This is a genomic window from Parabacteroides sp. AF17-28 (assembly GCF_003479205.1).
GTDB classification, from domain to species: Bacteria; Bacteroidota; Bacteroidia; order Bacteroidales; family Tannerellaceae; genus Parabacteroides; species Parabacteroides acidifaciens.
Window position 1 is genome coordinate 1 of the sequence record NZ_QUGV01000042.1, and the last position, 22,452, is coordinate 22,452.

The 22,452-nt window shown below is 45.9% G+C and carries 21 protein-coding genes and 1 tRNA gene; 13 read left to right on the forward strand and 9 right to left on the reverse strand.

Translation table 11 applies throughout. The features are described from left to right. Positions 1–117: 117 nt before the first annotated feature. Positions 118–492, reverse strand: a complete 375-nt coding sequence (locus DWW90_RS19555; protein WP_122346179.1) for a PD-(D/E)XK nuclease family transposase — start codon at positions 490–492, stop codon at positions 118–120. 252 nt (positions 493–744) lie between these two features. On the opposite strand from DWW90_RS19555, the gene mce reads away from it, so the two are divergent. The 5 genes from mce to DWW90_RS19580 are packed head-to-tail and all read left to right on the forward strand — an operon-like array spanning position 745 to position 5,309. Continuing rightward, the gene (gene mce / locus DWW90_RS19560) at positions 745–1,152 is read left to right on the forward strand and encodes a methylmalonyl-CoA epimerase (protein WP_122346180.1); all 408 of its coding nucleotides are present in this window, start codon (positions 745–747) and stop codon (positions 1,150–1,152) included. A gap of 39 nt (positions 1,153–1,191) precedes the next feature. Beyond that, positions 1,192–2,745 (forward strand): acyl-CoA carboxylase subunit beta, encoded by a 1,554-nt coding sequence (locus DWW90_RS19565; protein WP_115500172.1) that lies wholly within the window; start codon positions 1,192–1,194, stop codon positions 2,743–2,745. A 21-nt stretch (positions 2,746–2,766) separates the two neighbouring features. After that, positions 2,767–3,654: an OadG family transporter subunit gene (locus DWW90_RS19570; RefSeq protein WP_115500207.1), complete on the forward strand. Its 888-nt coding sequence runs from the start codon at positions 2,767–2,769 to the stop codon at positions 3,652–3,654. A gap of 22 nt (positions 3,655–3,676) precedes the next feature. Further along, positions 3,677–4,108, forward strand: coding sequence for a biotin/lipoyl-containing protein (locus tag DWW90_RS19575; protein WP_115500173.1), 432 nt, complete (start codon positions 3,677–3,679; stop codon positions 4,106–4,108). 4 nt (positions 4,109–4,112) lie between these two features. Then, positions 4,113–5,309 (forward strand): sodium ion-translocating decarboxylase subunit beta, encoded by a 1,197-nt coding sequence (locus DWW90_RS19580; protein WP_115500174.1) that lies wholly within the window; start codon positions 4,113–4,115, stop codon positions 5,307–5,309. A 67-nt stretch (positions 5,310–5,376) separates the two neighbouring features. Here DWW90_RS19580 and DWW90_RS20690 read toward each other — a convergent pair whose 3' ends face one another. Further along, positions 5,377–5,523: a hypothetical protein gene (locus DWW90_RS20690; RefSeq protein ID WP_199662223.1), complete on the reverse strand. Its 147-nt coding sequence runs from the start codon at positions 5,521–5,523 to the stop codon at positions 5,377–5,379. Positions 5,524–5,600: 77 nt separating this feature from the next. After that, on the reverse strand, positions 5,601–6,299 hold the full coding sequence (tsaB, locus tag DWW90_RS19585) for a tRNA (adenosine(37)-N6)-threonylcarbamoyltransferase complex dimerization subunit type 1 TsaB (protein WP_122346181.1): 699 nt from the start codon (positions 6,297–6,299) through the stop codon (positions 5,601–5,603). Between the two features lie 198 nt (positions 6,300–6,497). Here tsaB and DWW90_RS19590 point away from each other — a divergent pair, with 198 nt between their 5' ends. From DWW90_RS19590 to DWW90_RS19615, 6 genes are all read left to right on the forward strand, one after another. Further along, positions 6,498–7,370 (forward strand): YicC/YloC family endoribonuclease, encoded by an 873-nt coding sequence (locus tag DWW90_RS19590; protein WP_199662224.1) that lies wholly within the window; start codon positions 6,498–6,500, stop codon positions 7,368–7,370. Positions 7,371–7,379: 9 nt separating this feature from the next. Then, positions 7,380–7,949, forward strand: coding sequence for a guanylate kinase (gene gmk, locus DWW90_RS19595; protein WP_122346183.1), 570 nt, complete (start codon positions 7,380–7,382; stop codon positions 7,947–7,949). A 154-nt stretch (positions 7,950–8,103) separates the two neighbouring features. Beyond that, positions 8,104–8,694, forward strand: coding sequence for a nicotinate (nicotinamide) nucleotide adenylyltransferase (nadD, locus tag DWW90_RS19600; RefSeq protein ID WP_122332532.1), 591 nt, complete (start codon positions 8,104–8,106; stop codon positions 8,692–8,694). A 111-nt stretch (positions 8,695–8,805) separates the two neighbouring features. Then, positions 8,806–10,536, forward strand: a complete 1,731-nt coding sequence (gene lysS / locus DWW90_RS19605) for a lysine--tRNA ligase (protein ID WP_122346184.1) — start codon at positions 8,806–8,808, stop codon at positions 10,534–10,536. An 11-nt stretch (positions 10,537–10,547) separates the two neighbouring features. Then, the gene (locus DWW90_RS19610; protein WP_115500193.1) at positions 10,548–11,543 is read left to right on the forward strand and encodes an NAD(P)H-dependent glycerol-3-phosphate dehydrogenase; all 996 of its coding nucleotides are present in this window, start codon (positions 10,548–10,550) and stop codon (positions 11,541–11,543) included. Positions 11,544–11,553: 10 nt separating this feature from the next. Beyond that, complete coding sequence (locus DWW90_RS19615; RefSeq protein WP_122332534.1) at positions 11,554–12,897, forward strand: glucose-6-phosphate isomerase; 1,344 nt, start codon at positions 11,554–11,556, stop codon at positions 12,895–12,897. Positions 12,898–13,007: 110 nt separating this feature from the next. Here DWW90_RS19615 and DWW90_RS19620 read toward each other — a convergent pair whose 3' ends face one another. After that, positions 13,008–13,616 (reverse strand): hypothetical protein, encoded by a 609-nt coding sequence (locus tag DWW90_RS19620; protein ID WP_122346185.1) that lies wholly within the window; start codon positions 13,614–13,616, stop codon positions 13,008–13,010. 121 nt (positions 13,617–13,737) lie between these two features. On the opposite strand from DWW90_RS19620, the gene DWW90_RS19625 reads away from it, so the two are divergent. Further along, positions 13,738–14,472, forward strand: coding sequence for an HAD-IA family hydrolase (locus tag DWW90_RS19625; RefSeq protein WP_122346186.1), 735 nt, complete (start codon positions 13,738–13,740; stop codon positions 14,470–14,472). A gap of 87 nt (positions 14,473–14,559) precedes the next feature. Here the strand turns inward: DWW90_RS19625 and DWW90_RS19630 are convergent, their stop codons facing one another. From DWW90_RS19630 to DWW90_RS19650, 5 genes are all read right to left on the reverse strand, one after another. Further along, complete coding sequence (locus tag DWW90_RS19630; protein ID WP_115500200.1) at positions 14,560–15,447, reverse strand: sugar phosphate isomerase/epimerase; 888 nt, start codon at positions 15,445–15,447, stop codon at positions 14,560–14,562. Between the two features lie 63 nt (positions 15,448–15,510). After that, entirely contained in the window at positions 15,511–16,734 is a 1,224-nt protein-coding gene (locus DWW90_RS19635) for an ABC transporter permease (RefSeq protein ID WP_122346187.1), read from the reverse strand. A gap of 11 nt (positions 16,735–16,745) precedes the next feature. Next, a complete protein-coding gene (locus DWW90_RS19640; RefSeq protein WP_199662225.1) occupies positions 16,746–17,924 on the reverse strand; it encodes an ABC transporter permease in 1,179 nt (392 codons plus the stop codon). Next, positions 17,921–18,928 carry an HlyD family secretion protein gene (locus tag DWW90_RS19645; protein ID WP_122346189.1) on the reverse strand — a complete coding sequence of 336 codons (1,008 nt, stop codon included), beginning with the start codon at positions 18,926–18,928 and terminating at the stop codon, positions 17,921–17,923. Before DWW90_RS19645 ends, DWW90_RS19640 begins: the two co-directional genes overlap by 4 nt. 22 nt (positions 18,929–18,950) lie before the next feature. Next, positions 18,951–20,342 carry a TolC family protein gene (locus DWW90_RS19650; protein ID WP_122346190.1) on the reverse strand — a complete coding sequence of 464 codons (1,392 nt, stop codon included), beginning with the start codon at positions 20,340–20,342 and terminating at the stop codon, positions 18,951–18,953. 1,870 nt (positions 20,343–22,212) lie between these two features. On the opposite strand from DWW90_RS19650, the gene DWW90_RS19655 reads away from it, so the two are divergent. Further along, positions 22,213–22,297: transfer RNA gene (locus DWW90_RS19655), tRNA-Ser, on the forward strand. Positions 22,298–22,452 lie beyond the last annotated feature (155 nt).

Below are 22,452 nucleotides of genomic sequence, written 5' to 3' on the forward strand. Positions count from 1 at the left end.
CTCTAAATTTGGATTCCATCAATTCCCGGAGTGGAAGGTTATACAAAATAAAAAAAGCGACCGTCTGCTTGTGCAAACGACCGCTTTCATGACGGTATCTTATTCAGCTTTGACACTTCAAAGCTTCTCTATTTCTTCTACCGACAGACCGGAAGAACGGGCTATCATTTCGGTGGAAAGCCCCTCTTTCTTCAAATAGGCTGCCATCTGACGCTTACCTTTGACTTCTCCTTTAGCTTCCCCCTCGGCAAGACCTTTTTCGCGGCTAATACGTTCAGCCGTGGCAATCGTGTTGACGTAATCGCGGTATGCTTTCAGCGACTCTTCATAGCATTCGCGTTCGTCAGGAGTCATGTTTTCAACATCCGCCACTTCGAGCAGTTTCTTGAAAACAGCTTTCTTTGCTTCAAAAGGCATTCTGTCCAACGTTTCCATATGCTTTAATAAATAAATCCAACACTCAAAATCTGTATGACAGTTCTCTGCCTCCATAGTTATTATAGGTATTTAGTCAGGTTGCCATCCAATACCGGATGGTGCGGTAAAGGTAATGATTTATCAAGAACGCACAACATTTATGGTTCTTTTATATTTCAAGTTCCGTTTCTGACCCCGATAAAGGCTTTTAAACATATTCAAATCATGCTGATAAATATTAATGAATTATTTCTCTATTCACAAAAAGAGTGTACCTTTGCCCGCATAGAACAAAAAACAATATTAAATTACTAAATTATTATTGACATGGAACTTACACATATCGAACATCTGGGTATCGCAGTGAAGAGTATTGAAGCTTGCCTACCGTATTACGAAGAAGTATTGGGTTTGAAATGCTACAACATCGAAGAAGTAGTCGACCAAAAAGTTAAAACCGCATTCTTCAAAGTTGGTCAGACTAAAATCGAATTACTGGAACCGACCAGTGAAGACAGCACAATCGCTAAATTCATTGAAAAGAAAGGTGAAGGCATCCACCATATCGCATTTGCAGTGCCCGATGTACAGGCTGCTCTGGACGAAGCTGAATCAAAAGGCGTTAAGCTGATCGACAAAGCTCCCCGCGGAGGTGCAGAAGGCTTAAGCATTGCTTTCCTTCATCCGAAATCTACATGCAGTGTTTTAACAGAGCTTTGCATGCCGGGAAAGTAAAAAAAAGTAGTTCATTTCTAACAACAAATCAAAAATACAATGAGTAACCAACTTGAAAAAGTAAAGGAGCTTATCGCCCTTCGCGAAACAGCTCGTTTAGGTGGTGGAGAGAAAAGAATTGAATCTCAGCACAAAAAAGGAAAATACACGGCACGCGAACGTATTGCCATGTTGCTGGATGAAGGAAGTTTTGAAGAATTCGATATGTTCGTACAACACCGTTGTACAAACTTCGGTATTGAAAAAACCAAGTATCTGGGCGACGGTATCGTAACAGGTTACGGTACGATCGACGGACGCCTGGTATATATTTATGCACAGGACTTCACCGTATTCGGCGGTGCTTTGTCTGAGGCTTTGGCCATGAAGATCTGTAAAGTAATGGACCAGGCCATGAAAATGGGTGCTCCCGTTATCGGCTTGAACGATTCTGGTGGCGCACGTATCCAGGAAGGTGTAAACGCTTTGGCCGGCTATGCCGAAATTTTCCAGCGTAACATCCTGGCTTCTGGTGTTATTCCTCAGATTTCCGGAATCTTCGGTCCGTGTGCCGGCGGTGCAGTTTACTCTCCTGCCCTGACTGACTTCAACATCATGACTCGCGGAACAAGCTATATGTTCCTGACAGGTCCGAAAGTAGTAAAGACTGTTACAGGTGAAGACGTAACCCAGGAACAATTGGGTGGTGCAAGCGTACACACGACAAAATCCGGTGTGGCTCACTTCGCTGTAGACACAGAAGAAGACGGTTTGCAGTTAATCCGCAAATTGATCAGCTTCCTGCCGCAGAACAACCTGGAAGAAACTCCGCTGATCGAATGTAAAGATCCGATCGACCGTCTGGATGACAACCTGAACGACATCATCCCTGATAACCCTAACCAGGCTTACGATATGTACGAAGTGATCGGTACGATCATCGACAACGGCGAATTCCTGGAAGTACATGCAGACTACGCTAAAAACATCATCGTAGGTTTCGCACGTTTCAACGGTCAGACAGTCGGTATCGTAGCCAACCAGCCGAAAGTTATGGCAGGATGTCTGGATAGCAACGCTTCCCGTAAGGCAGGCCGTTTCGTCCGCTTCTGCGACGCATTCAACATTCCGTTGGTAACATTGGTAGACGTACCGGGATTCTTGCCGGGTACAGGCCAGGAATACAACGGTGTGATCCTGCATGGCGCCAAATTGCTTTACGCTTACGGCGAAGCTACAGTGCCTAAGGTAACTGTTACACTGCGTAAATCTTACGGTGGTGCTTACTGTGTGATGAGTTCCAAACACCTGCGCGGCGATATGAACTATGCTTGGCCGACAGCCGAAATCGCAGTTATGGGCCCGAGCGGTGCAGTAGAAGTTATCTTTGCAAAAGAAGTGGCTGCCGCAGAAGACCCGAAAGCTTGCGCTGCAGAAAAAGAAGCTGAATACAAAAAAGCATTTGCCAACCCGTACAATGCCGCTCAATATGGTTATATCGACGATGTTATCGAACCGCGTAACACTCGTTTCCGTATTATTCGCGCTTTACAACAGTTGCAGACTAAAAAGTTAAGCAATCCTGCTAAGAAACATGACAATCTGCCTCTATAATTCTTAAAACAGGAAATGAATATGATGAATAAGAAAATAGGGGTCTTGCTGTTGTTTGCTTTGCTCGTTTCATTCGGGGCAAAAGCACAGCGTGCAACCTCCATGCGAATAAATGAAGTGTTGGTCGTCAACGAAGACAACTTCGTTGATGAATACGACAAGCGTCATGCCTGGATCGAATTATTCAATAATTCGGCCGGTTCGGTAAACATTGCGGGATGCTTTTTGACAAATGACAAAAACAATCCGAAGAAGTATCCGATTCCAAAGGGTGACGTGCTGACTATTATTCCTCCGCGCCAGCATACGTTATTCTGGGCGGACGGAGAGCCTAATCGCGGTACATTCCATGTTAACTTCACTCTTGACCCGTCTAAAGAAAATTATGTGGCACTTTACGATGCCGACGGGAAAACACTGATTGACGAGATCGTTATCCCTGCTTCACAAAAAGCGGATATCAGTTACGGCCGTATTATTGACGGACAGGAAGAATGGGCACAGTTGACGAAAGTGACCCCCAGTACGAACAATAAGACGCTGGACTCAAACGAAAAGATCGACAACTTCAAGGCAAACGATGCTTGGGGTATCGGTATGACACTGACAGCTATGGCTGTTGTGTTTACCGGGCTCTTCCTGTTGTTCTTTATCTTTAAACAAATCGGTAAATTCTCTATTGCGGCCAGCAAACGCAACGCACAGAAAGCAGCAGGTTCAACAACTGTTGCAGCTAATGCAGGACAGGAATCAGGAGAAATCTTCGCGGCTATCGGTGCTGCTCTGTATGAAATGAGCGACGACAACCACGACATCGAAAATACGGTTCTTACGATCCGCAAGGTACAAAGAACTTACTCCCCTTGGAGCTCTAAGATTTACGGTCTGCGTGAAGTACCCAAAAAGTAATTATCTTTAAAAATAAACAAGAATGAAAAGTTTCAAATATACTATTAACGGTAACGTATATAAAGTACATATCAATTCAGTGGTAGACGACATTGCTGAAGTGGAAGTAAACGGTACTCCCTATCAGGTTAAGATGGAGAAACCGGCAAAAAAACAGATGGTCACACTGAAACGTCCGGCCCAGGCTCCAACGACAGCAAGCGGCGAACCGGTCGTATCCCGTCCGGCAGCTTCTACTACCAAAGGTGCGGTTAAATCTCCGCTGCCAGGTGTAATCCTGCAGGTTAACTGTAAAGTCGGCGATGCTGTGAAGAGAGGCCAGAATCTGCTCGTCCTCGAAGCCATGAAGATGGAAAACAACATCAATGCCGATCGTGACGGTAAGATCATTGAAGTAAAAGTAAACAAAGGGGATTCCGTACTGGAAGGTGCTGACCTCGTCGTAATAGGATAATATTATGTTAGGATCAGTATTATTACAAGCAGCAGGCGCAGCACAGGAAAGTTTCCTCCAGTTTCTGGGAGAAAACCTGCAGTTGTTCCTCACTTATACAGGGGTTTACAACGCGACACCGGGTCATCTTGCAATGATCCTTATCGGTCTGTTGTTCATCTTCCTGGCTATTAAATATGAATTTGAACCTATGCTCCTTATCCCTATCGGATTCGGTATTCTGATCGGTAACATTCCTTTCAAAGATGCCGGATTGCAAGTAGGTATTTACGAGCAAGGCTCTGTGCTCAACATCCTCTACCAGGGTGTAACCTCCGGATGGTATCCGCCGTTGATTTTCCTCGGTATCGGGGCTATGACCGACTTTTCCGCTTTGATTTCCAATCCAAAGCTGATGTTGATCGGTGCAGCTGCCCAGTTCGGTATCTTCGGTGCTTATATCATTGCTCTTCAGATGGGATTCGAACCGAACCAGGCTGGTGCTATCGGTATTATCGGTGGTGCTGACGGTCCTACGGCTATCTTCCTTTCTTCCAAACTGGCACCGAACCTGATGGGTGCGATTGCGGTATCCGCTTATTCATATATGGCGTTGGTACCGATCATCCAGCCACCGTTCATGCGTTTGCTGACTACCCAGAAAGAACGTTTGATCCGCATGAAACCGCCGAGAGCAGTTTCTTCTACGGAAAAGATCGTTTTCCCGATCGTAGGTTTGTTGCTGACTTGCTTCCTGGTTCCTTCCGGTCTGCCTCTGTTGGGTATGCTGTTTTTCGGAAACCTGTTGAAAGAAAGTGGTGTGACACGTCGTTTGGCTGAAACAGCCCGCGGTCCGCTGATCGATACGATCACAATCCTGTTGGGTGTAACAGTTGGTGCTTCCACTCAGGCAACTCAGTTCCTGACATGGAACTCTATCAAGATCTTCGGTCTGGGTGCCCTGTCATTCGTGATTGCGACTTGTGCAGGTATCCTGTTCGTGAAGTTCTTCAACCTGTTCCTGAAAGAAGGCAACAAGATCAACCCGCTTATCGGTAACTCCGGTGTATCCGCCGTACCTGACTCGGCCCGTATTTCTCAGAATGTAGGTTTGGAATATGATCCGACCAACTATCTGTTGATGCACGCTATGGGTCCGAATGTGGCCGGTGTAATCGGTTCTGCTGTTGCAGCCGGTATCTTGCTGGGATTCCTCGGATAATCGATTTTATTCTACATAAAAAGCCTCCGCATCGTCGATACGGAGGCTTTTTTATATCCGGGCCTTATCAGATATTTTGTTCTATTGTCAGTGGGTCCGTTTCCGGATTGGCCTCCTGTTCCAATGTCGTTCCTAAAAATAGCCAAATCATCAACAAGACAATCGCTATCATAACTCCAAGGATCAACAGTACATTTACATTCTTCCGTCTCATATGTATTCTTTTCCTATTTAATTTGGAAATAGAACAAGACGTTTACTTGTTTAGTTTAGCTTTCTACTATTCTTTTCTTAATTCCCCAGCACCTTATTCTTCGCAACCGTCGCCTGGAATTCCTTCAGGTAGAACGGTTCGAAGTAGGCGGTATCCTCAAACTTGCCAGCGGCAAAAGCCTCCTCCACCAAGGGGATCATATTAACAGCCCATGGATGGATATCTTCCATAAACAGAGCATTCGGAGAAGTAATGACCGGTTTACATTTCTCTGCCCCGTTACCGAAGAAGCATACTTTTCCTTTTTCCAGATAGGAAGCATATGTTTCTGCCTCCACTATGTCGGCAGTCGTTTCGCGGACAAGCTTTAATGATGCATCATAGATAGCTGCATACACTTCCATCCGGCGGGCATCCAACATCGCACAATAAAGGCAATCGGTCGCAGTTCTATTTTGTTTGATGGCAGTAGCTGCCATGATATCTAATGTATGGATACCGATCAAAGGAATACCGAAGCCGAAACACAAGCCTTTGGCAACGGATACACCGATACGCAACCCGGTATAAGAACCCGGACCACTACTAACCGCAACCGCATCCAGCTTCCCTCCTCCTTCTTTCAACACGGAAAGGGCTTCTTCTACAAATACGCCTAACAAAGCGGCATGTGAAGGGCCTTCGAAAGAGGCCTTCTCAAAAAGGACTTCCCCATTCGCAGACAAAGCGACTGAACAGACGGAAGTTGATGTTTCTATATTTAAAATGCAGGACATAATTAATTGACAATTGATAATTGACAATTGACAATTAATATGCCAATGTCAATATTGATTACGGATGCAAAAGTATAAAATAAATAGACTCACAGTTGACGGATAACCAGCTTTTCTTTGTTCTTCCCCAATAATTGTCAGTTGTCAATTGCCAATTGTCAATTGATTAACTATCTTTGCAATCTAATTCTCAGAATAATGATACAATCAATGACAGGATTCGGTAAGGTTACAGCCGAACTTCCTTCAAAAAAAGTAACCGTAGAAATAAAGGCTCTGAACAGTAAACAGCTGGATTTGTCAACGCGTATTCCTTCTATTTTCAAAGATAAGGAAATGCAGATACGCAGTTTGTTACTCCAGTCGTTGGAACGTGGAAAAGTCGAATTCAATATATTCATCGAATATATCGGAAAAGACATCCCCACCCAAATCAACCTGCCTGCGGTGGAAAACTATTACAATCAGATCAAAGATATTTCCGACAAACTGAATATCGCGCTTCCTTCAGACTGGTTCCAGACATTACTTCGTATGCCGGACGTAATCAAGACAGAGGCGCAGGAAGTAAACGAGGAAGAATGGACAATCGTAGAGGGTGCGATCAAAGAGGCAATCAAGCATCTTTGCGATTTCCGCATCCAGGAAGGCGCCATGTTGCAAAAGCTGTTTGAACAGAAAATTGCCAACATCGCACGTCTGCTTTCGGAAGTAGAACTCTATGAAAAGGAACGGATTGAAAAGGTAAAGACCCGCATCATGGACAACCTCGAAAAGATTGCCGGACAGGACTACGACAAGAACCGTTTCGAACAGGAAATGATCTATTACATCGAAAAATTAGATGTAAACGAAGAAAAGAACCGCCTGGACAACCACCTGAAATACTATATCAGCACAATGGAAAGCGGACACGGACAAGGCAAAAAGCTTGGTTTCATCGCCCAGGAAATAGGACGTGAAATCAATACGCTCGGTTCGAAAAGCAACCATGCTGAAATGCAAAAGATCGTCGTTCAGATGAAAGACGAACTGGAACAGATCAAGGAACAAGTATTAAATGTATTATAAAACAAACATATGGCCGGCAAATTGATCATATTCTCCGCACCGTCTGGTTCGGGCAAATCAACTATCATTAATTTCCTGCTGAAGCAGAACCTGAACCTGCATTTCTCCATCTCGGCAACAAGCCGGGCCCCGCGCGGAACGGAAAAAGACGGAGTGGAATATTATTTCCTTACTCCGGACGAATTTCGCAGCCGTATCGCAGCCGGGGATTTCCTGGAATACGAAGAAGTCTATACCGATAAATATTACGGCACGCTGAAAAGCGAAGTCGAAAGAAGACTCAATAACGGCGATAACGTGATATTCGACGTCGACGTGGTTGGCGGGTGTAACATCAAGAAATTCTACGGCGACCGCGCATTGTCGGTTTTCATCCAACCTCCTTGCATCGCAGACTTGCGGAAACGTCTCGAAGGTCGTGGGACGGATACCCCGGAAGTGATCGAAAGCCGCATCGCAAAAGCCGAATACGAACTCAGCTTTGCAGTCAAATTCGATGTAATCGTGGTTAATGACAAACTGGAAAAAGCACAGGACGAAGCATTGAAGGTGATAAAAGAATTTCTGGAAAAGGCATGAGCAATAAAAGTTTATCCAAAAAGTGGCTGTACACCTTTATAGTAATAGCAATCCTGGCACTTGTCACCTGTGCGTTCGCCCTTTATTATAAGGAATATATAATCGCAACCGGTACCGGACTGGTATTTGGTATACAAGCTATTAATATTTTCAAGTGGAAACGGAACTGATACAGGACGCAACCGGGAAACGCAAAACCGGAATCTATTCCGGTTCATTCAATCCGGTTCACATCGGCCATCTGGCATTAGCCAACTGGCTGTGTGAATTTACGGAATTGGATGAATTGTGGTTCCTGATCACTCCACATAATCCGTTAAAGGCAAAAGGGGAGTTGATGGACGACCGGCTTCGCTACGAACTGGTGAAAAAATCCATTGCCGGTTATCCCAAATTCCAGGCGAGCGACTTCGAATTTTCACTTCCGCAACCCACTTACACCATCCATACCCTCCGGGCATTAGAAAAAAATTATCCGGACAGGGAATTTTATTTTATCATGGGAGCCGACAACTGGAAATACATTACCAGGTGGGTGGAATATGAATCCATCGTTTCCAATTATCCTATCTTCATCTATCCCCGTAAAGGTTTCGATGTCGAAATACCGGCACAATATCCTCATATTAAATTAGTAGACGCCCCTTTAATCGAAATATCCTCCTCTTTCATCCGCCAGGCATATGAAGCAGGGAAAGACGTTCGTTTCTTCCTGCCCGAAGCCATACGAAACCTGCCTTTCTGATTACAAAACAATACCTTTTAAGAACATAAAGCGTAAAGTCGCACCCGTTTTTAGGGGATAAGTAAGAAAAGTTTTGTACTTTTGCGCCGTATTATACAAAATAATAGCATAATGAATCTATTAGAACTGAGTGAACAGGAAATCATAAGACGTAACAGCATGGAGCAGTTGCGCCAGATGGGGATAGAGCCTTATCCCGCCGCTGAGTACGTAACAAACGCATTTTCCAAAGAAATAAAAGAGAATTTTAAAGACGACGCGGAGCCTCGTCCTGTCAGCATTGCAGGCCGTATCATGAGCCGCCGTATTATGGGTAAGGCTTCCTTTATGGAGCTGCAGGATTCCGAAGGCAGAATACAGGTTTATATCTCTCGCGATGATATCTGTCCGGAAGAAAACAAAGACTTGTACAACGTCGTTTTCAAGAAATTGCTGGATATCGGTGACTTCGTCGGGATCAAAGGTTTCGTATTCCGTACACAGATGGGCGAAATTTCCGTTCATGCACAGGAACTGACCGTATTATCCAAATCACTCAAACCGCTGCCGGTCGTTAAATACAAAGACGGCGTAGCATACGACGGATTTAACGATGCAGAATTGCGCTATCGCCAGCGTTATGTCGACCTGGTAGTAAACGATGGCGTAAAGGATATTTTCATGAAACGCGCAAAAGTCATCAAAACGATGCGTACTGCGCTGGATGAAGCCGGATATACGGAAGTAGAAACTCCTATTTTGCAGTCGATCCCCGGAGGAGCAAGCGCCCGTCCGTTCATCACACACCATAATTCACTGGATATCGGCCTCTATTTGCGTATCGCTACCGAGCTCTATCTGAAAAGATTGATCGTCGGAGGGTTCGAAGGCGTCTACGAAATCGGCAAGAATTTCCGTAACGAGGGCATGGACCGGACGCACAATCCGGAATTTACATGTATGGAACTTTATGTCCAATATAAGGATTATAACTGGATGATGAGTTTCACCGAACAATTGCTGGAACGGATCTGTATCGCAGTCAACGGCACGAGCGAAAGCACAGTTGATGGTAAGACTATCAGCTTTAAAGCACCCTACCGCCGCTTACCGATATTGGATGCCATCAAAGAAAAAACAGGTTACGACCTGAACGGCAAAAACGAAGATGAAATCCGTTCGATCTGCAAAGAATTGAAACTGGAAATCGACGATACAATGGGCAAAGGCAAGCTGATCGATGAAATATTCGGTGAATTCTGCGAAGGCACATTCATCCAGCCGACCTTCATCATCGACTACCCTGTCGAAATGAGCCCGCTTACAAAGATGCACCGGAGCAAACCGGGACTGACCGAACGATTCGAGCTGATGGTCAACGGTAAAGAATTGGCCAACGCCTATAGCGAGCTGAACGACCCGATCGACCAGGAAGAACGTTTCAAAGAACAATTGCGCTTGAGTGAAAAAGGAGATGACGAAGCGATGTTTATCGACCAGGATTTCCTGCGTGCCCTGCAATTCGGTATGCCTCCTACGTCCGGTATCGGTATCGGTATCGACCGCTTGGTAATGTTGATGACAGGCCAGACAACCATCCAGGAAGTATTGCTCTTCCCGCAGATGCGTCCGGAAAAGACAGCCAAGAAAGATGCAGCCGATAAGTATGTAGCTTTAGGCATCAACGAAGCTTGGGTTCCCGCCCTGCAGAAAGCCGGATATATAACAGTCGACATGCTGGCTGATGTAAATCCCAACAAGCTGAGACAGGAGCTCTGCGAAATGAATAAGAAATACAAGTTGGAATTGCAAAACCCCACTGCCGAAGAAGTTGAGGCATGGATTGCCAAAGTTGTCAAATAATAGATAATACTATGAAGTTGCCCGGAAAAATTGCAATAATGGGTGGTGGTAGCTGGGCTACCGCCTTGGCCAAGATTGTACTTTCTACACAAGATAGTATTAACTGGTATATGCGTCGACCAGACCAGGTGGAAGAGTTTATGCTGTTGGGGCATAACCCCAGCTATCTCTCTGCTATTAAATTCGATACTGACAAAATCAAATTCTACACAGATATAAACGAGGTCATAAAAGAGTCGAATACATTAATTTTCGCCACCCCGTCCCCATTCCTGAAACAGCATTTGATGAAGGTGACCACTTCGATGAAGGATAAATTCATCATCTCAGCCATCAAGGGAATCGTACCGGACGAGAATATGCTTGTAGCCGACTACTTTGCCGAGTATTACGATGTACCGATTGATAATATCGCCGTTATCGGTGGACCATGCCACGCCGAAGAGATTGCACTCGAACGGTTGTCCTACATTACACTGGCTTGCCCGAATATCGAGAATGCAAAAGCAATCGCCCCCGTATTCAAAAACCAGTATCTGAACAACTCCTGTTGCAAGGATGTTACAGGTATTGAATATGCTTCCGTTTTGAAAAACGTATATGCTATCGTTGCCGGTATCTGCCACGGTATGAAATACGGAGATAACTTCCTGGCGGTTTTCATCTGCAACGCGATTGAAGAGATGCGAAACTTCCTCAATGCCGTACATGGTTTGGAACGGGATGTGACCGACTCCGTATATCTCGGCGATTTGTTGGTGACCGCTTATTCCCGATTCAGCCGGAACCGTACATTCGGCACCATGATCGGGAAAGGTTATTCCGTCAAAATAGCCCAGCTTGAAATGGAAATGATCGCAGAAGGCTATTACGGGACCAAATGTATCCGCGAGATAAACGAGAAATATAAGGTAAACATGCCGATCTTAGATACTCTATACAGTATTTTATACGAAAAGAAATCGCCGACTACCGCGATACGGCAGTTGACCGAAACATTTAAATAATAATGTAAATATGAAGAACATCAGTCTTAACATTGACAAGGCACTGGGTACTGTTACAAAAGAACAGGTGTATGCTCAGGCTGCAAAGGCTAACGAATGTAATGCCACTTTACAAAATGGTAATGGAGCAGGTAACGACTTTTTAGGTTGGTTGCATCTCCCCTCTTCTATTACAGATGCTGAACTTACAGACATCGAAAATACGGCTAACGTACTTCGCTCTAAATGTGAAGTTGTTGTTGCCATCGGTATCGGCGGTAGCTATCTGGGAACAAAAGCAGTGGTAGAAGCCCTGAACAATAGCTTCGACTGGTTGCATACAGACCGGAAGAACCCGGTTCTGGTATATGCCGGACACAATATCGGCGAAGACTACCTGTATGAACTTTGCGAAATTCTGAAAGGCAAACAGTTCGGTCTGATCAATATTTCCAAATCCGGAACGACTACCGAACCGGCCTTAGCTTTCCGTATGTTGAAGAAACAGTTGGAAGATGCAGTCGGCAAAGAAGAGGCCAAACACCGCATCGTTGCCATCACAGATGCCAAGAGAGGTGCGCTCCGTACATTGGCAGATCAGGAAGGTTATAAGACATTCATTATCCCTGACAACGTTGGCGGCCGTTTCTCCGTACTGACTCCGGTTGGTTTGTTGCCTATCGCAGTTGCAGGTATCAATATCCGCGATCTGGTTGCAGGAGCTGTTTCAATGGAAAAAGCGACAGACGTAAGCGTACCTTTTGCCGACAACATGGCTGAAATCTATGCTGCAACGCGTAACGAATTATATAAGAGCGGTAAGAAAGTTGAAATCCTCGCTAACTTCCACCCGAAACTCCACTACATCGCTGAATGGTGGAAACAGTTGTACGGCGAAAGCGAAGGTAAGAACGGCAAAGGTATTTTCCCGGCTTCCGTAGACCTGACAACCGACCTGCACTCTATGGGCCAGTGGATTCAGGATGGCGAACGTACCATCTTCGAAACGGTCATTTCTGTAGAAGAACCGACCCATAAAGTACTTGTTCCGACAGACGAAGCAAACTTGGACGGTCTGAACTTCCTTGCCGGCAAACGTGTAGACGAAGTAAACAAGATGGCAGAATTAGGTACCCAGCTGGCTCACGTAGACGGCGGTGTTCCCAACCTCAAGATCACAATGCCGGAAGTAAGCGCTTACTACATCGGCCAGTTGTTCTATTTCTTCGAAAGAGCTTGCGGCATCAGCGGTTATATGTTAGGTGTAAATCCGTTCGACCAGCCGGGTGTTGAAGCATACAAGAAAAACATGTTCGCCCTGCTGAACAAACCGGGATACGAAAAGGAAAGCGAAGCGATCCGCGCCCGATTGTAATCAGACATATGTTTCTATCTATAATTAAAAAGGAGAGGTCACATCACAGTAGACTTCTCCTTTTTGTTTCAAGGCCTATAATAGGCCGGTATTAACCTTACTATATCGATTCACATCCGGTAACGCAATCCCGCCATTGCCGTACCCATATGGCCGAAACCGACCTCGACAAAGCCGGCGATCTGTTTGCCGACTTCTATTCCTATCGGAGACACCTGGTACATAAAGAAGGCTTTTGTCGCTGTTTTTTCCTCCGGCTGCGACTCCTTATTGATAAAGGAAGACTTCGTGGTCGCAATAGCGATACCCGCATTTATACGGGAATAAAGCGTTATAAAATTATAGTTATACCAGTTATACTTGATGGAGGGGCAAACAGAATGGAAAGAGTTATAGAAATCCCCGACCAACTTATCATTGCGGATAATCCGCTTATCACTGTTTGTATAAGAATAAACAACCCCGAAACCCAGATTTTCATCCGGATAAAAAAGATAGCTGATATTCAAGGCTCCAAACTTACCTTTATCGTCAAACAAGTCCGCATCAGCCGATGCAGGCGGATTAAAGTAGTTTTCATAATGGTCCAGCAAATCCACTACCGGCAGACCACCATAACTCAACGATACCTCATGCTGCAAATCTGTCCAACGCTGGGCTTTCGCCTGATAGCTCAGGGTACACAGCAGCGCTGCTAACAACAATAAACCCTTTTTCATACTCTTCTGATTTTATTGGTAATTATTATGGCCCGGACGCCGGGATACGTTGAACCAAAGATAAAAAAATCTACAGGATTTTAGTAACTTTGCGGAAGTTTTTTTAAGCGTAAAAAAAGATATGATTCAAGAAGCGATCACCCGATATCTGCAAAAGCAGAAACAAACTGCACTTTCTCCTAAAGCCGTGCTATTCGATATGGACGGCGTTCTATACGACTCCATGCGTTTCCACGCCCGTTCCTGGTACGAAACGGCTACCAGCCATCAGTTGATATCCACACCGGAAATTTTCTATCTGTATGAAGGACGGACAGGCGAAAGTACCATCAACGAACTGTATCAAAAGACCTTCCACCGGGATGCGACCGACGAGGAAAAGAAATCCATTTACGAAGAGAAGGCTACCTTATTCAATAAATATAATGACGGAAAGGCGATGCAGGGAGCCGCAGAGGTCTTACAGGCAGTCAAAGCGTCCAACCTGCAAACGCTCGTCGTCACCGGTTCCGGACAACACAGCCTGATAAATAAACTGGAACATACCTATCCAGGATGCTTCCAACGTGATAAGATGGTAACGGCCTTCGACGTAAAATACGGCAAACCCCATCCCGAACCCTACCTGATGGGATTGAAGAAAGCAGGCGTGCAAGCCAATGAAGCTTTCGTCGTAGAGAATGCCCCGATGGGTGTGCAGGCAGGCGTTGCAGCCGGAATTTTCACGATAGCAGTCAACACCGGACCACTCGACGACCGGGTATTGCTGGAAGCCGGCGCCGACCTGCTCTATCCGAGTATGACCGCCTTAGCGGAAGATTGGAAAAATATCATGAATGCGGTCAGAAGCAACTGACATAATAAAATTAGGCACGGATTACTTTTTTTCGTCCGTGCCTAAAAATTTCATAACATAAGAGAGAAGCACAGCCGTGCGTCTCTACTACTTCACGTAATCTGCGTTGTTCAGGTAATCATAACTCTGCTGACAGCTGGCAACGGGATCGTTCTGCGTGTACTGTTCGACTTCAACATACCAGTCTTTGATGTTATTTGCATACATCTGGTCGAAGATAGGTTTGAAATCCATCTTACCGCTGGCGCCGATTTCCTTCTCATCTTTGATATGGATCGCCTTGAATTGGCTCGGACGGTTCTTCAGGTAGGCAACGGGATCTCCACCACCTTCTTGCACCCAATACACATCCATTTCGAAGAATACATGGTTCGGGCTTACGTTATCCAACAAGAAGTCATAAATCAACTGATCTTCTATCTTGCGGAATTCGAAATCATGGTTATGATAACCAAAGGCGATACTTGCAGCAGCAGCCTTATAACCGACCGTATTGAAATAGTCGCAATACATCTTCAGGTCATCCAGCGTGGTCTTGTCATTAACCGGCATCCAGGGCTGAACCATATATTTAACGCCTAATTCGTTGTGAGCAGCAATAGCCTGGTCCCACCAACTCATCACCTCAGCTTCTTTTTCTTTCGTGAACTCCTGTCCCAAGTGGGCGCTCGTACATTTCATACCCAGGTCGTTCACCATTTTCTTAAATTCGGCAGGAGCCATACCATAGACCTTACCATTATCGTAGCCGGCAGTTTCAAGGTTCTTATACCCCATCTTGGAAGCGGTTTCCAACACTTTCTGAATTCCTTCTTCTTTTACAAGGTCTCTTAAAGAATACAACTGAAGCCCAATATACTTGGACGAGTCGGCAGCGGCAGCTTTACCGGCACAAGAAGATAACAACTGAGGCATCACCACACCCCCCGCGAGCAATAATGATGCTTGCTTTAAAAAGTCACGTCTGTTTTGCATAGTACTAAAAAATTAAGTTTACTTGAGAATTTCTACAAAAATAAAACTATATTTGATGTTTCCTTACATAATAACGTTAAAATCCTCAAATTTCTTTCTGCGCCGGATCTGGAACCGGTAAATAATACATGCTAAGACGAAATAGACACCTGCCTGTATCCATAACGTGTGGTATTCATGCACCACTTCGTTCAAAGTCGCCCCACTGGTATTGATACGGATAAATCCCTGAATCCCAGGTGTAGAAGGGAAAGCATATCCGACCACCTGCCAGAAAGGAGGAATCGCCTCTTTCGGCCAGGAAACGCCGGAGATGAACAACAGGATCACCGAGGTAAAGACAAACAGCAACATGGGGGCTTCACGGTTAGTCATAAAGCCGGATAAAGTCATCGCAAAAAAGATGCAGGCAAACAGATACGGCAGAAGAAACAGCAAAATCGTCACAGGATCTCCCACCTGTGGCAAAGAGAACAGCTTCGGTACAACCGCCACTACCCAGATACAGACCACCACATAAATCAATATATACGTCAAAGACTTGCCGAACACAACCCGCAACGTCCCGTTAAAATGAGGGCTGACCGGTACAAGGTTATGGAGACTGTTCTTCTCGCGAGCCGTCCCTCCCAACATACCGATACCTAAGACCAGCGTTTGCTGAATCACTAAGATCAGGATAGCCGGAACCAGGAAACTGGCAAAGCCATTCTGCGAATTGAAGATCGTCACAGACTCATAAGGCACGGGATCGACCGTGATCTGCTCCTGCTTATCCGATGCGCCCGGCGAATTATGTCGCCGGAGCTCTTTTCCCAGATCCAGCGACACTTCTGTTGCCGACAACAAGAAAGCCTTATAGAACAGCAGGCTGCTCATATCACAATACAAAGGGACGGTCGTCTGCTTGCCCCTATGCAAATCTTTACTGAACTCCGTCGGGAAATAGAGAATCCCGTATGCCTTCTTTTCATCCAGCATCTGCTTTGCCTCTTCCATATCCGTACAGACGGCAATCACCTCCACATCCGGCGTTGCATTCACCCGGCGGGTAAACTCGCGGCTCAGATACGAGTCGGACTGGTCCACAACCACCATCTTGGCCTCGTGTACCACCTCGTTGTTGTAGATGAAAGAATACAGCAATGGATAGGCAAACGGCACCAGGAAGAAGAAGATCAGCACCCCTTCGTCCCGGAACACATTCTTCAGTTCATCTTTCCAGATATAAAAGGTATCCAGAATTCCCTGCTTGATTATATATCGTAAACGATGTTCTTTTTTCATCACTTTCTGTTTTACGGAATATATTTAAAGTACAACAGTGCTTTCTTCAACTGTTTTCCGATCAGGAAAGGCAGGATAAGGAATCCCAACAGCCAGGCATATTCGGTCCAACTGTAAAAGAAAGCCCTTCCGTTCAAAGCCTGGTCCACATAGATCAGGAAATAATGGCGAAGCGGGAACATATTGCTTAAAGCCTGCAAGGTCGGGTCCATCCCTAACACCGGGAACGAGAAACCCACAATCGAAAAAGCGAGCATCCCGAACAGACTGGCAAAGCTCAACCCCATACGGAAAGTCGGCAACACCCCGATCATAAAGATCCCGACAGCCTGCGAAGCAATCACCAACAGGAATAGCGCCGACAACATCGGCAGCCAGCCGCTACTCAGCGGGAATGAGTTGAAGCCATACAAAGCCGCACCATACAGGAACGCCACAACCGTAAAGACCACCGTATAAGGCAATACCTTTCCGATCAAACTGACCGTAAGCGAATTATTCCCCATCTGCAACCACTGGCGTGCCGTAGAATATTTGATCTCGGAACCGATACTGAGTACCGTCACCAGAAAAATCATCAACTGCAAGACACCCGGCAACAACGTGTTATTCAGGTAAACCGAATAGTTCAGCCACGGATTCCCAAGCGCATGCGTATCGATCACAATCGGCTGAAGCTGCGCCATAATCTGGTCTTCGGTATAGCCATGCGCCAATCCTGTCTGCAAACCGACCGAAGCACCGGCCAGCACGGACATCGTCTTCATATCCCGGAACAAAAGGGAAGCGCCGATCAGGTACGTGCCATTCGTATAAAACGACAACTTCGGCTGGCGTCCGGCCACCGCATCCACCCCGAAATCTTTCGGAATATAGAAAATACCGTAGACCTTCCCTTCCTGCATCGCCTGGCGGGCTTCCTCGAAAGAGACTGTCGCCAGCACCACCTCCGTCTGCTCGAAGGCATCCAGTTGGCGTGACAGGTTACGCGAATTGGATGAACCGTCCATGTCCACAACAGCAATCGGCATATCGGTCGGCAACCCGTCTTTCATCAGCGACAGGAAAAACACGACACAGATAGTCGGAGCCACCAACATACAGAAGAAGTAGACCGGTTTCTTCCCGATCCGCTGTATCTCCCGCCGGGCTATCATCCAGATGCTATGCAAACACTGTTTACCCATTATTCATTTCCTTTTTTCTTCATGATAACAGACATTCCGGGACGCAAGTCAGCAACCTTTTCCTGCGGACGGGCGCGCACCTCGAACGTCTTGTAATCGAACTGTCCGTTTGTCTTGGTCGCTTTCCAAGCGGCATACGTCCCCATATCTTTCATATAATAGACTTTCAGCTTGACTGGGCGACTATCCAACGCCGGGATGAAAGCATTCAGTTCGGAACCGATTTTAATGTCTTTCAGGAGGTCTTCACGGATACTGAATGTCACCCACATATCGTTCAGGTCGGTGATATTCATAATCGGCGCACCCGTCCCCACCAGTTCGCCCACTTCGGGAAAACGTTCGGACACCTCGCCGTCGATCGGAGAAAGCAAAACCGCCTCTTTCAGATAAGATTCCACTTCGGCAACAGCCCCGCCGGCCTGCTGGACAAGTGCGGATGCAGCCGCCTTATCTTCCACCCGGGCACCATCCATCGCCATATCATATTGCGACTTGGCGGCTTTTTCCGTAGCTGCCATCGCCTTATAGTTGGCTTCCGCCTCATCGCGCTTCTGCGCGGACATCACGCCTTTCTCGAAAAGGTTCTGCACACGCGTATATGATTTATGGGCAATCTCCAAACCTGCCTTAGCCTTCTGCCACATTTCATAAGCGCCGGCTATTTCCTGCGCACGCGCTCCTTTGATAGCCTTTGCGTTCTGGGCTTCGGCGGCCCGGCGCGCAGCTTCCGCCTGCTGTAGTTTGGCCAACACCTCGGGTGTATCGAGGAATACGAGCGTGTCGCCCGCCTTTACCCTGTCGCCCTCACCGAAACGGTAGGCTTCGATACGGCCGGGCACTTTGCCGGAAATACGCACCTCGGTTGCTTCCGCCTGTCCCATAATGATATCGTCCGGCGGCGTCAACAGAAAGAAACCCGTTAAAGCTACTAATCCTACCACACCTAAAAACGCGATAAATGCCAGCAGCATGTTATTGATCGAAAACTTCTTATTCTCGTCCATCTCTATTTTGTTTTTATCGTTATTATTCTTGTTCGTTTACGGAAAGCTTACCCATTGCCTTGGTCAGGTAAACTTCGGTCAGTTTGACTTCTATCTGTGCGTCGATCAGGCTGGAACGGGCCGAAACCCACGCCGTCTGCGCCTCCATCAGGTTCAGGGCGGGAATCACCCCCTCTTCGAAACCCAGGTTGGCATGGCGGAGGTTCTCTTCGGCATTCTCCATATTGCGGGAAGAGGCAATCAGCTTCTTGCTTGCTTCGTTCACCTTATAAACGGATTGATTGACCTGCAATTCGATCTTTTCGCGGGCATCCTGCAATTCCAACGACTTGATACGCGTCTCGGCACGGGCGGAATTGCGTTTATAGCTTCCCTCCCACCAGCCGGAAAGCGGCACTTTCACCATCACGCCGACATTGAACATCCCGGCAAATTCATTCTTAAAGCCATTCATCGCATTGGGATTGGTAACCAGGTAGTTCGCCATGAAAGCGACGTTGGGCAACATATCCGCCAACACGATCCGCTCCTTACGTTTATATATCTTTGTAGCCAAGTCAAGGCTTTTCAACTCGTTACGGTTCAGGAACGCTTCGTTTACATCGGCAGCCGTCAGGACCGGTTCAGTCGGGAAATCCTCGATATCCTCATCAGCTAAGGCAAGCGGATCTTCGAGCGGCAATCCACATATCTGCGCCAGCAACATACGGGAAAGAGCCAAGCCGTTGTTGACTTTTGTCTGCGCCATCTCCGCCTCGTTCAGTTTGACTTTGACCGACAGGCCGTCAGCCTCGGTGGCAACACCTTCGGTTATCATAGCGGTAATATCGTGGTCGGTCTTACGGAGCAAGTCCACATAAGCATCGGCTAACTTCTTTTTATTGACCAGGGAGATCACCTGCCAATAGGTTTCATCGGTCTTATAAATGACATCCTGCAACTGCTGGTCGTTCATCGACTCGGCCAGTTGTTTGGCATACTTGGTGATCTGATTGTAATTGATGATCTTACCACCCATAAAGACAGGCTGCACAAGCGAAACGCTTCCCACCCAGATATTCTGGATATCAAGGTGTTGCATATCCCCCACCCCTTCCATCAGTTGGCCGAACACCGGCAATTGGGCAATCGGCCCGAGCGCGCTACCTATGGACGTACTCAACGCTCCCATATCCAGCAGGTTAATATCCTTCTGGTTCCACAGATACGCACCTGTAGCGGAAAGTTGCGGGAAATATTTGGTAAAAGCGGCGTTCTTCTCGTCACCTGCCATTTTGATCTTTTCGCCCGAAATCTTCAACTCTTTATTGTTTTGGATCGCCAAGTGACGGCATTGCTCCAACGTCAGCGCCTGCTGCGCATTCGCATAGCCCGACGAGACCAGCAATGCGACTAATACGACAAATCTTTTCATCTCTATCTCTTTTTATTCGGTTCCTATTCTGAACTATTCCAACCCCTTACTATTATATATTCAGCAAATATAAGAAATACGGTGCAAAAATACTGGTTCGGTTTAAATATAAAATTGAACTAATTCAATTAACGATACACAAAAGAGATAGAGATTACAGAAAAGGGGCACGATTTATCAATTCCCGGCAATCCTTCGGCAGACTCATTGTTTGCCATATTTGAAACAATAAATAATGATTTATCGGTGCGTTTGCTCGTATTTACCGGACGCAGACGGGCGCAGATTACGCAGAAGAACGCAGACTTATTCTCTTTTAAAACAATAAATGATCTGCGTTCCTCTGCGTCGTCTGCGAAATCTGCGTCCGGTAATACAAACGTAGCGTCTTACCGATAAATCATCATTTACAGGTTCACTTTTTCTTAGTTTTAAGCCTCCTGAAAATAACAAAATAGACAATAACCCCCTGTTTCGACTATTTTTCTATTTCGTCCGAAATCTTGATCGGTTTTGGATTGACTCTTTTCACGATTTTAGCCCATTCGGATGACAACAGAGAAAATGAGGTGCCGAGCCCATATCGAAAAGCATACAATCTGATTGCTGAAAACCGGAAACAACAGCAAAGTGATAAACCTTAACTCCCGGAGAATCGAATATTTGCAGACGAAGGAGGACTGCGTTCCAAATATCCCAAGGAAATTTTAGGGGCTTGTTACCGTGAGGTGCGCAGAAAATAGCCGTGAAGTAACGCTTCATCGCTCTGAAGGTTGACTTCGTACTATATGAAGTCCGACTTCAGAGCAACAATGTTCCGGGTCAGAACGATAAAGTCCCTCTTCATGGCGATAAGGTGCCGGATCATAGGAAAAAGCGCCTTTTTGACGGCTGAAAAGTGGGTTGACATTTGTTTGAATTAGGGGACCTTTCGAGCTCAAAAAATGCGTTTTTTACAATAACCCCTCTGCCGCAGGCTCTCTTTTGCCGTTTCGTTTTAACGAACGGTTTTAGAGCTTAGAGGCAAAGCCTCTTCCTCTGTGGGCTTTAGCCCCTTTAATAGAGATTGCCTGTAGATATTTGAAAGGGGTTTAAACCCGCAGAGGAATCCGGCAAAGCCGGGAACTTAGCAACCCGTTGATTGAAATCAACGGCAAAAGAGAGCCTGCGGCAGGGGGGCTTATTGTATAAAACGAATTTTTCAAGTCTAAAAGATGCCTAAAACAAAACAAATGTTAATCTGCTTTTTTGGCCTCAAAAAGGGACTTTTTCGCCTTTTCTGACCGTTCCCAGCAATTATGACCGTCCTCTTTGCCATTACGACCGTGCTAATATGTAGTGCACTCGGCACCTCGCGAAGATTAGGACGGTCGTAATGGCGATTTGAACGGTCGTAATTGGAAAGAGGACCGTTTTTAGGGAAAAAAAGCACCTGAATTTCCTTGGGATATTTGGGACGCCGTCCGTTTTATTTTCAAATATTCGATTCTCCGGGAGTTAAGCTTTATCACTTTGCCGGTGTTTCCGGTTTCCGGCAATCAAATTGCACGATTTTTGAAACGGACTGCGCACCTCGCTCTTCCTATTGTCAGAAAGGGGTGCTTAAACCGCAAAAAAAGTCAATCCAAAATCGATCAAGATTTCAGACGAAATAGAAAAATGGCAAAAAGGGGGTTATTGTAATATTCATCAGATTTGCAGGAGGTTCAAAACTTGACAATTTTGAGCCAAACGCCCTTAGTATATGACTTGTTATATTTCTGACAATCAAGCATAGAAAAACAAAGCACAAAGAATCCAAGAAGAAATAAAACAAAATGTTTGCATATTTCAAACAAACCTACTACTTTTGCACCCGTCTTACAGACATGGAGAGATGGCAGAGTGGTCGATTGCGGCGGTCTTGAAAACCGTTGAACTGAGAGGTTCCGGGGGTTCGAATCCCTCTTTCTCCGCTGAACTAATAGGATAAAATAGCTAAATCCCACAAATTCAATAATTTGTGGGATTTTTATTTCCTTATGCCTGCCCTACTGGGTATCATTTAGCCCTTAAAAGGGCTCACCCGATATTTCATGGGGGTAGTTCTTTTACATTTTCCTTACAATGC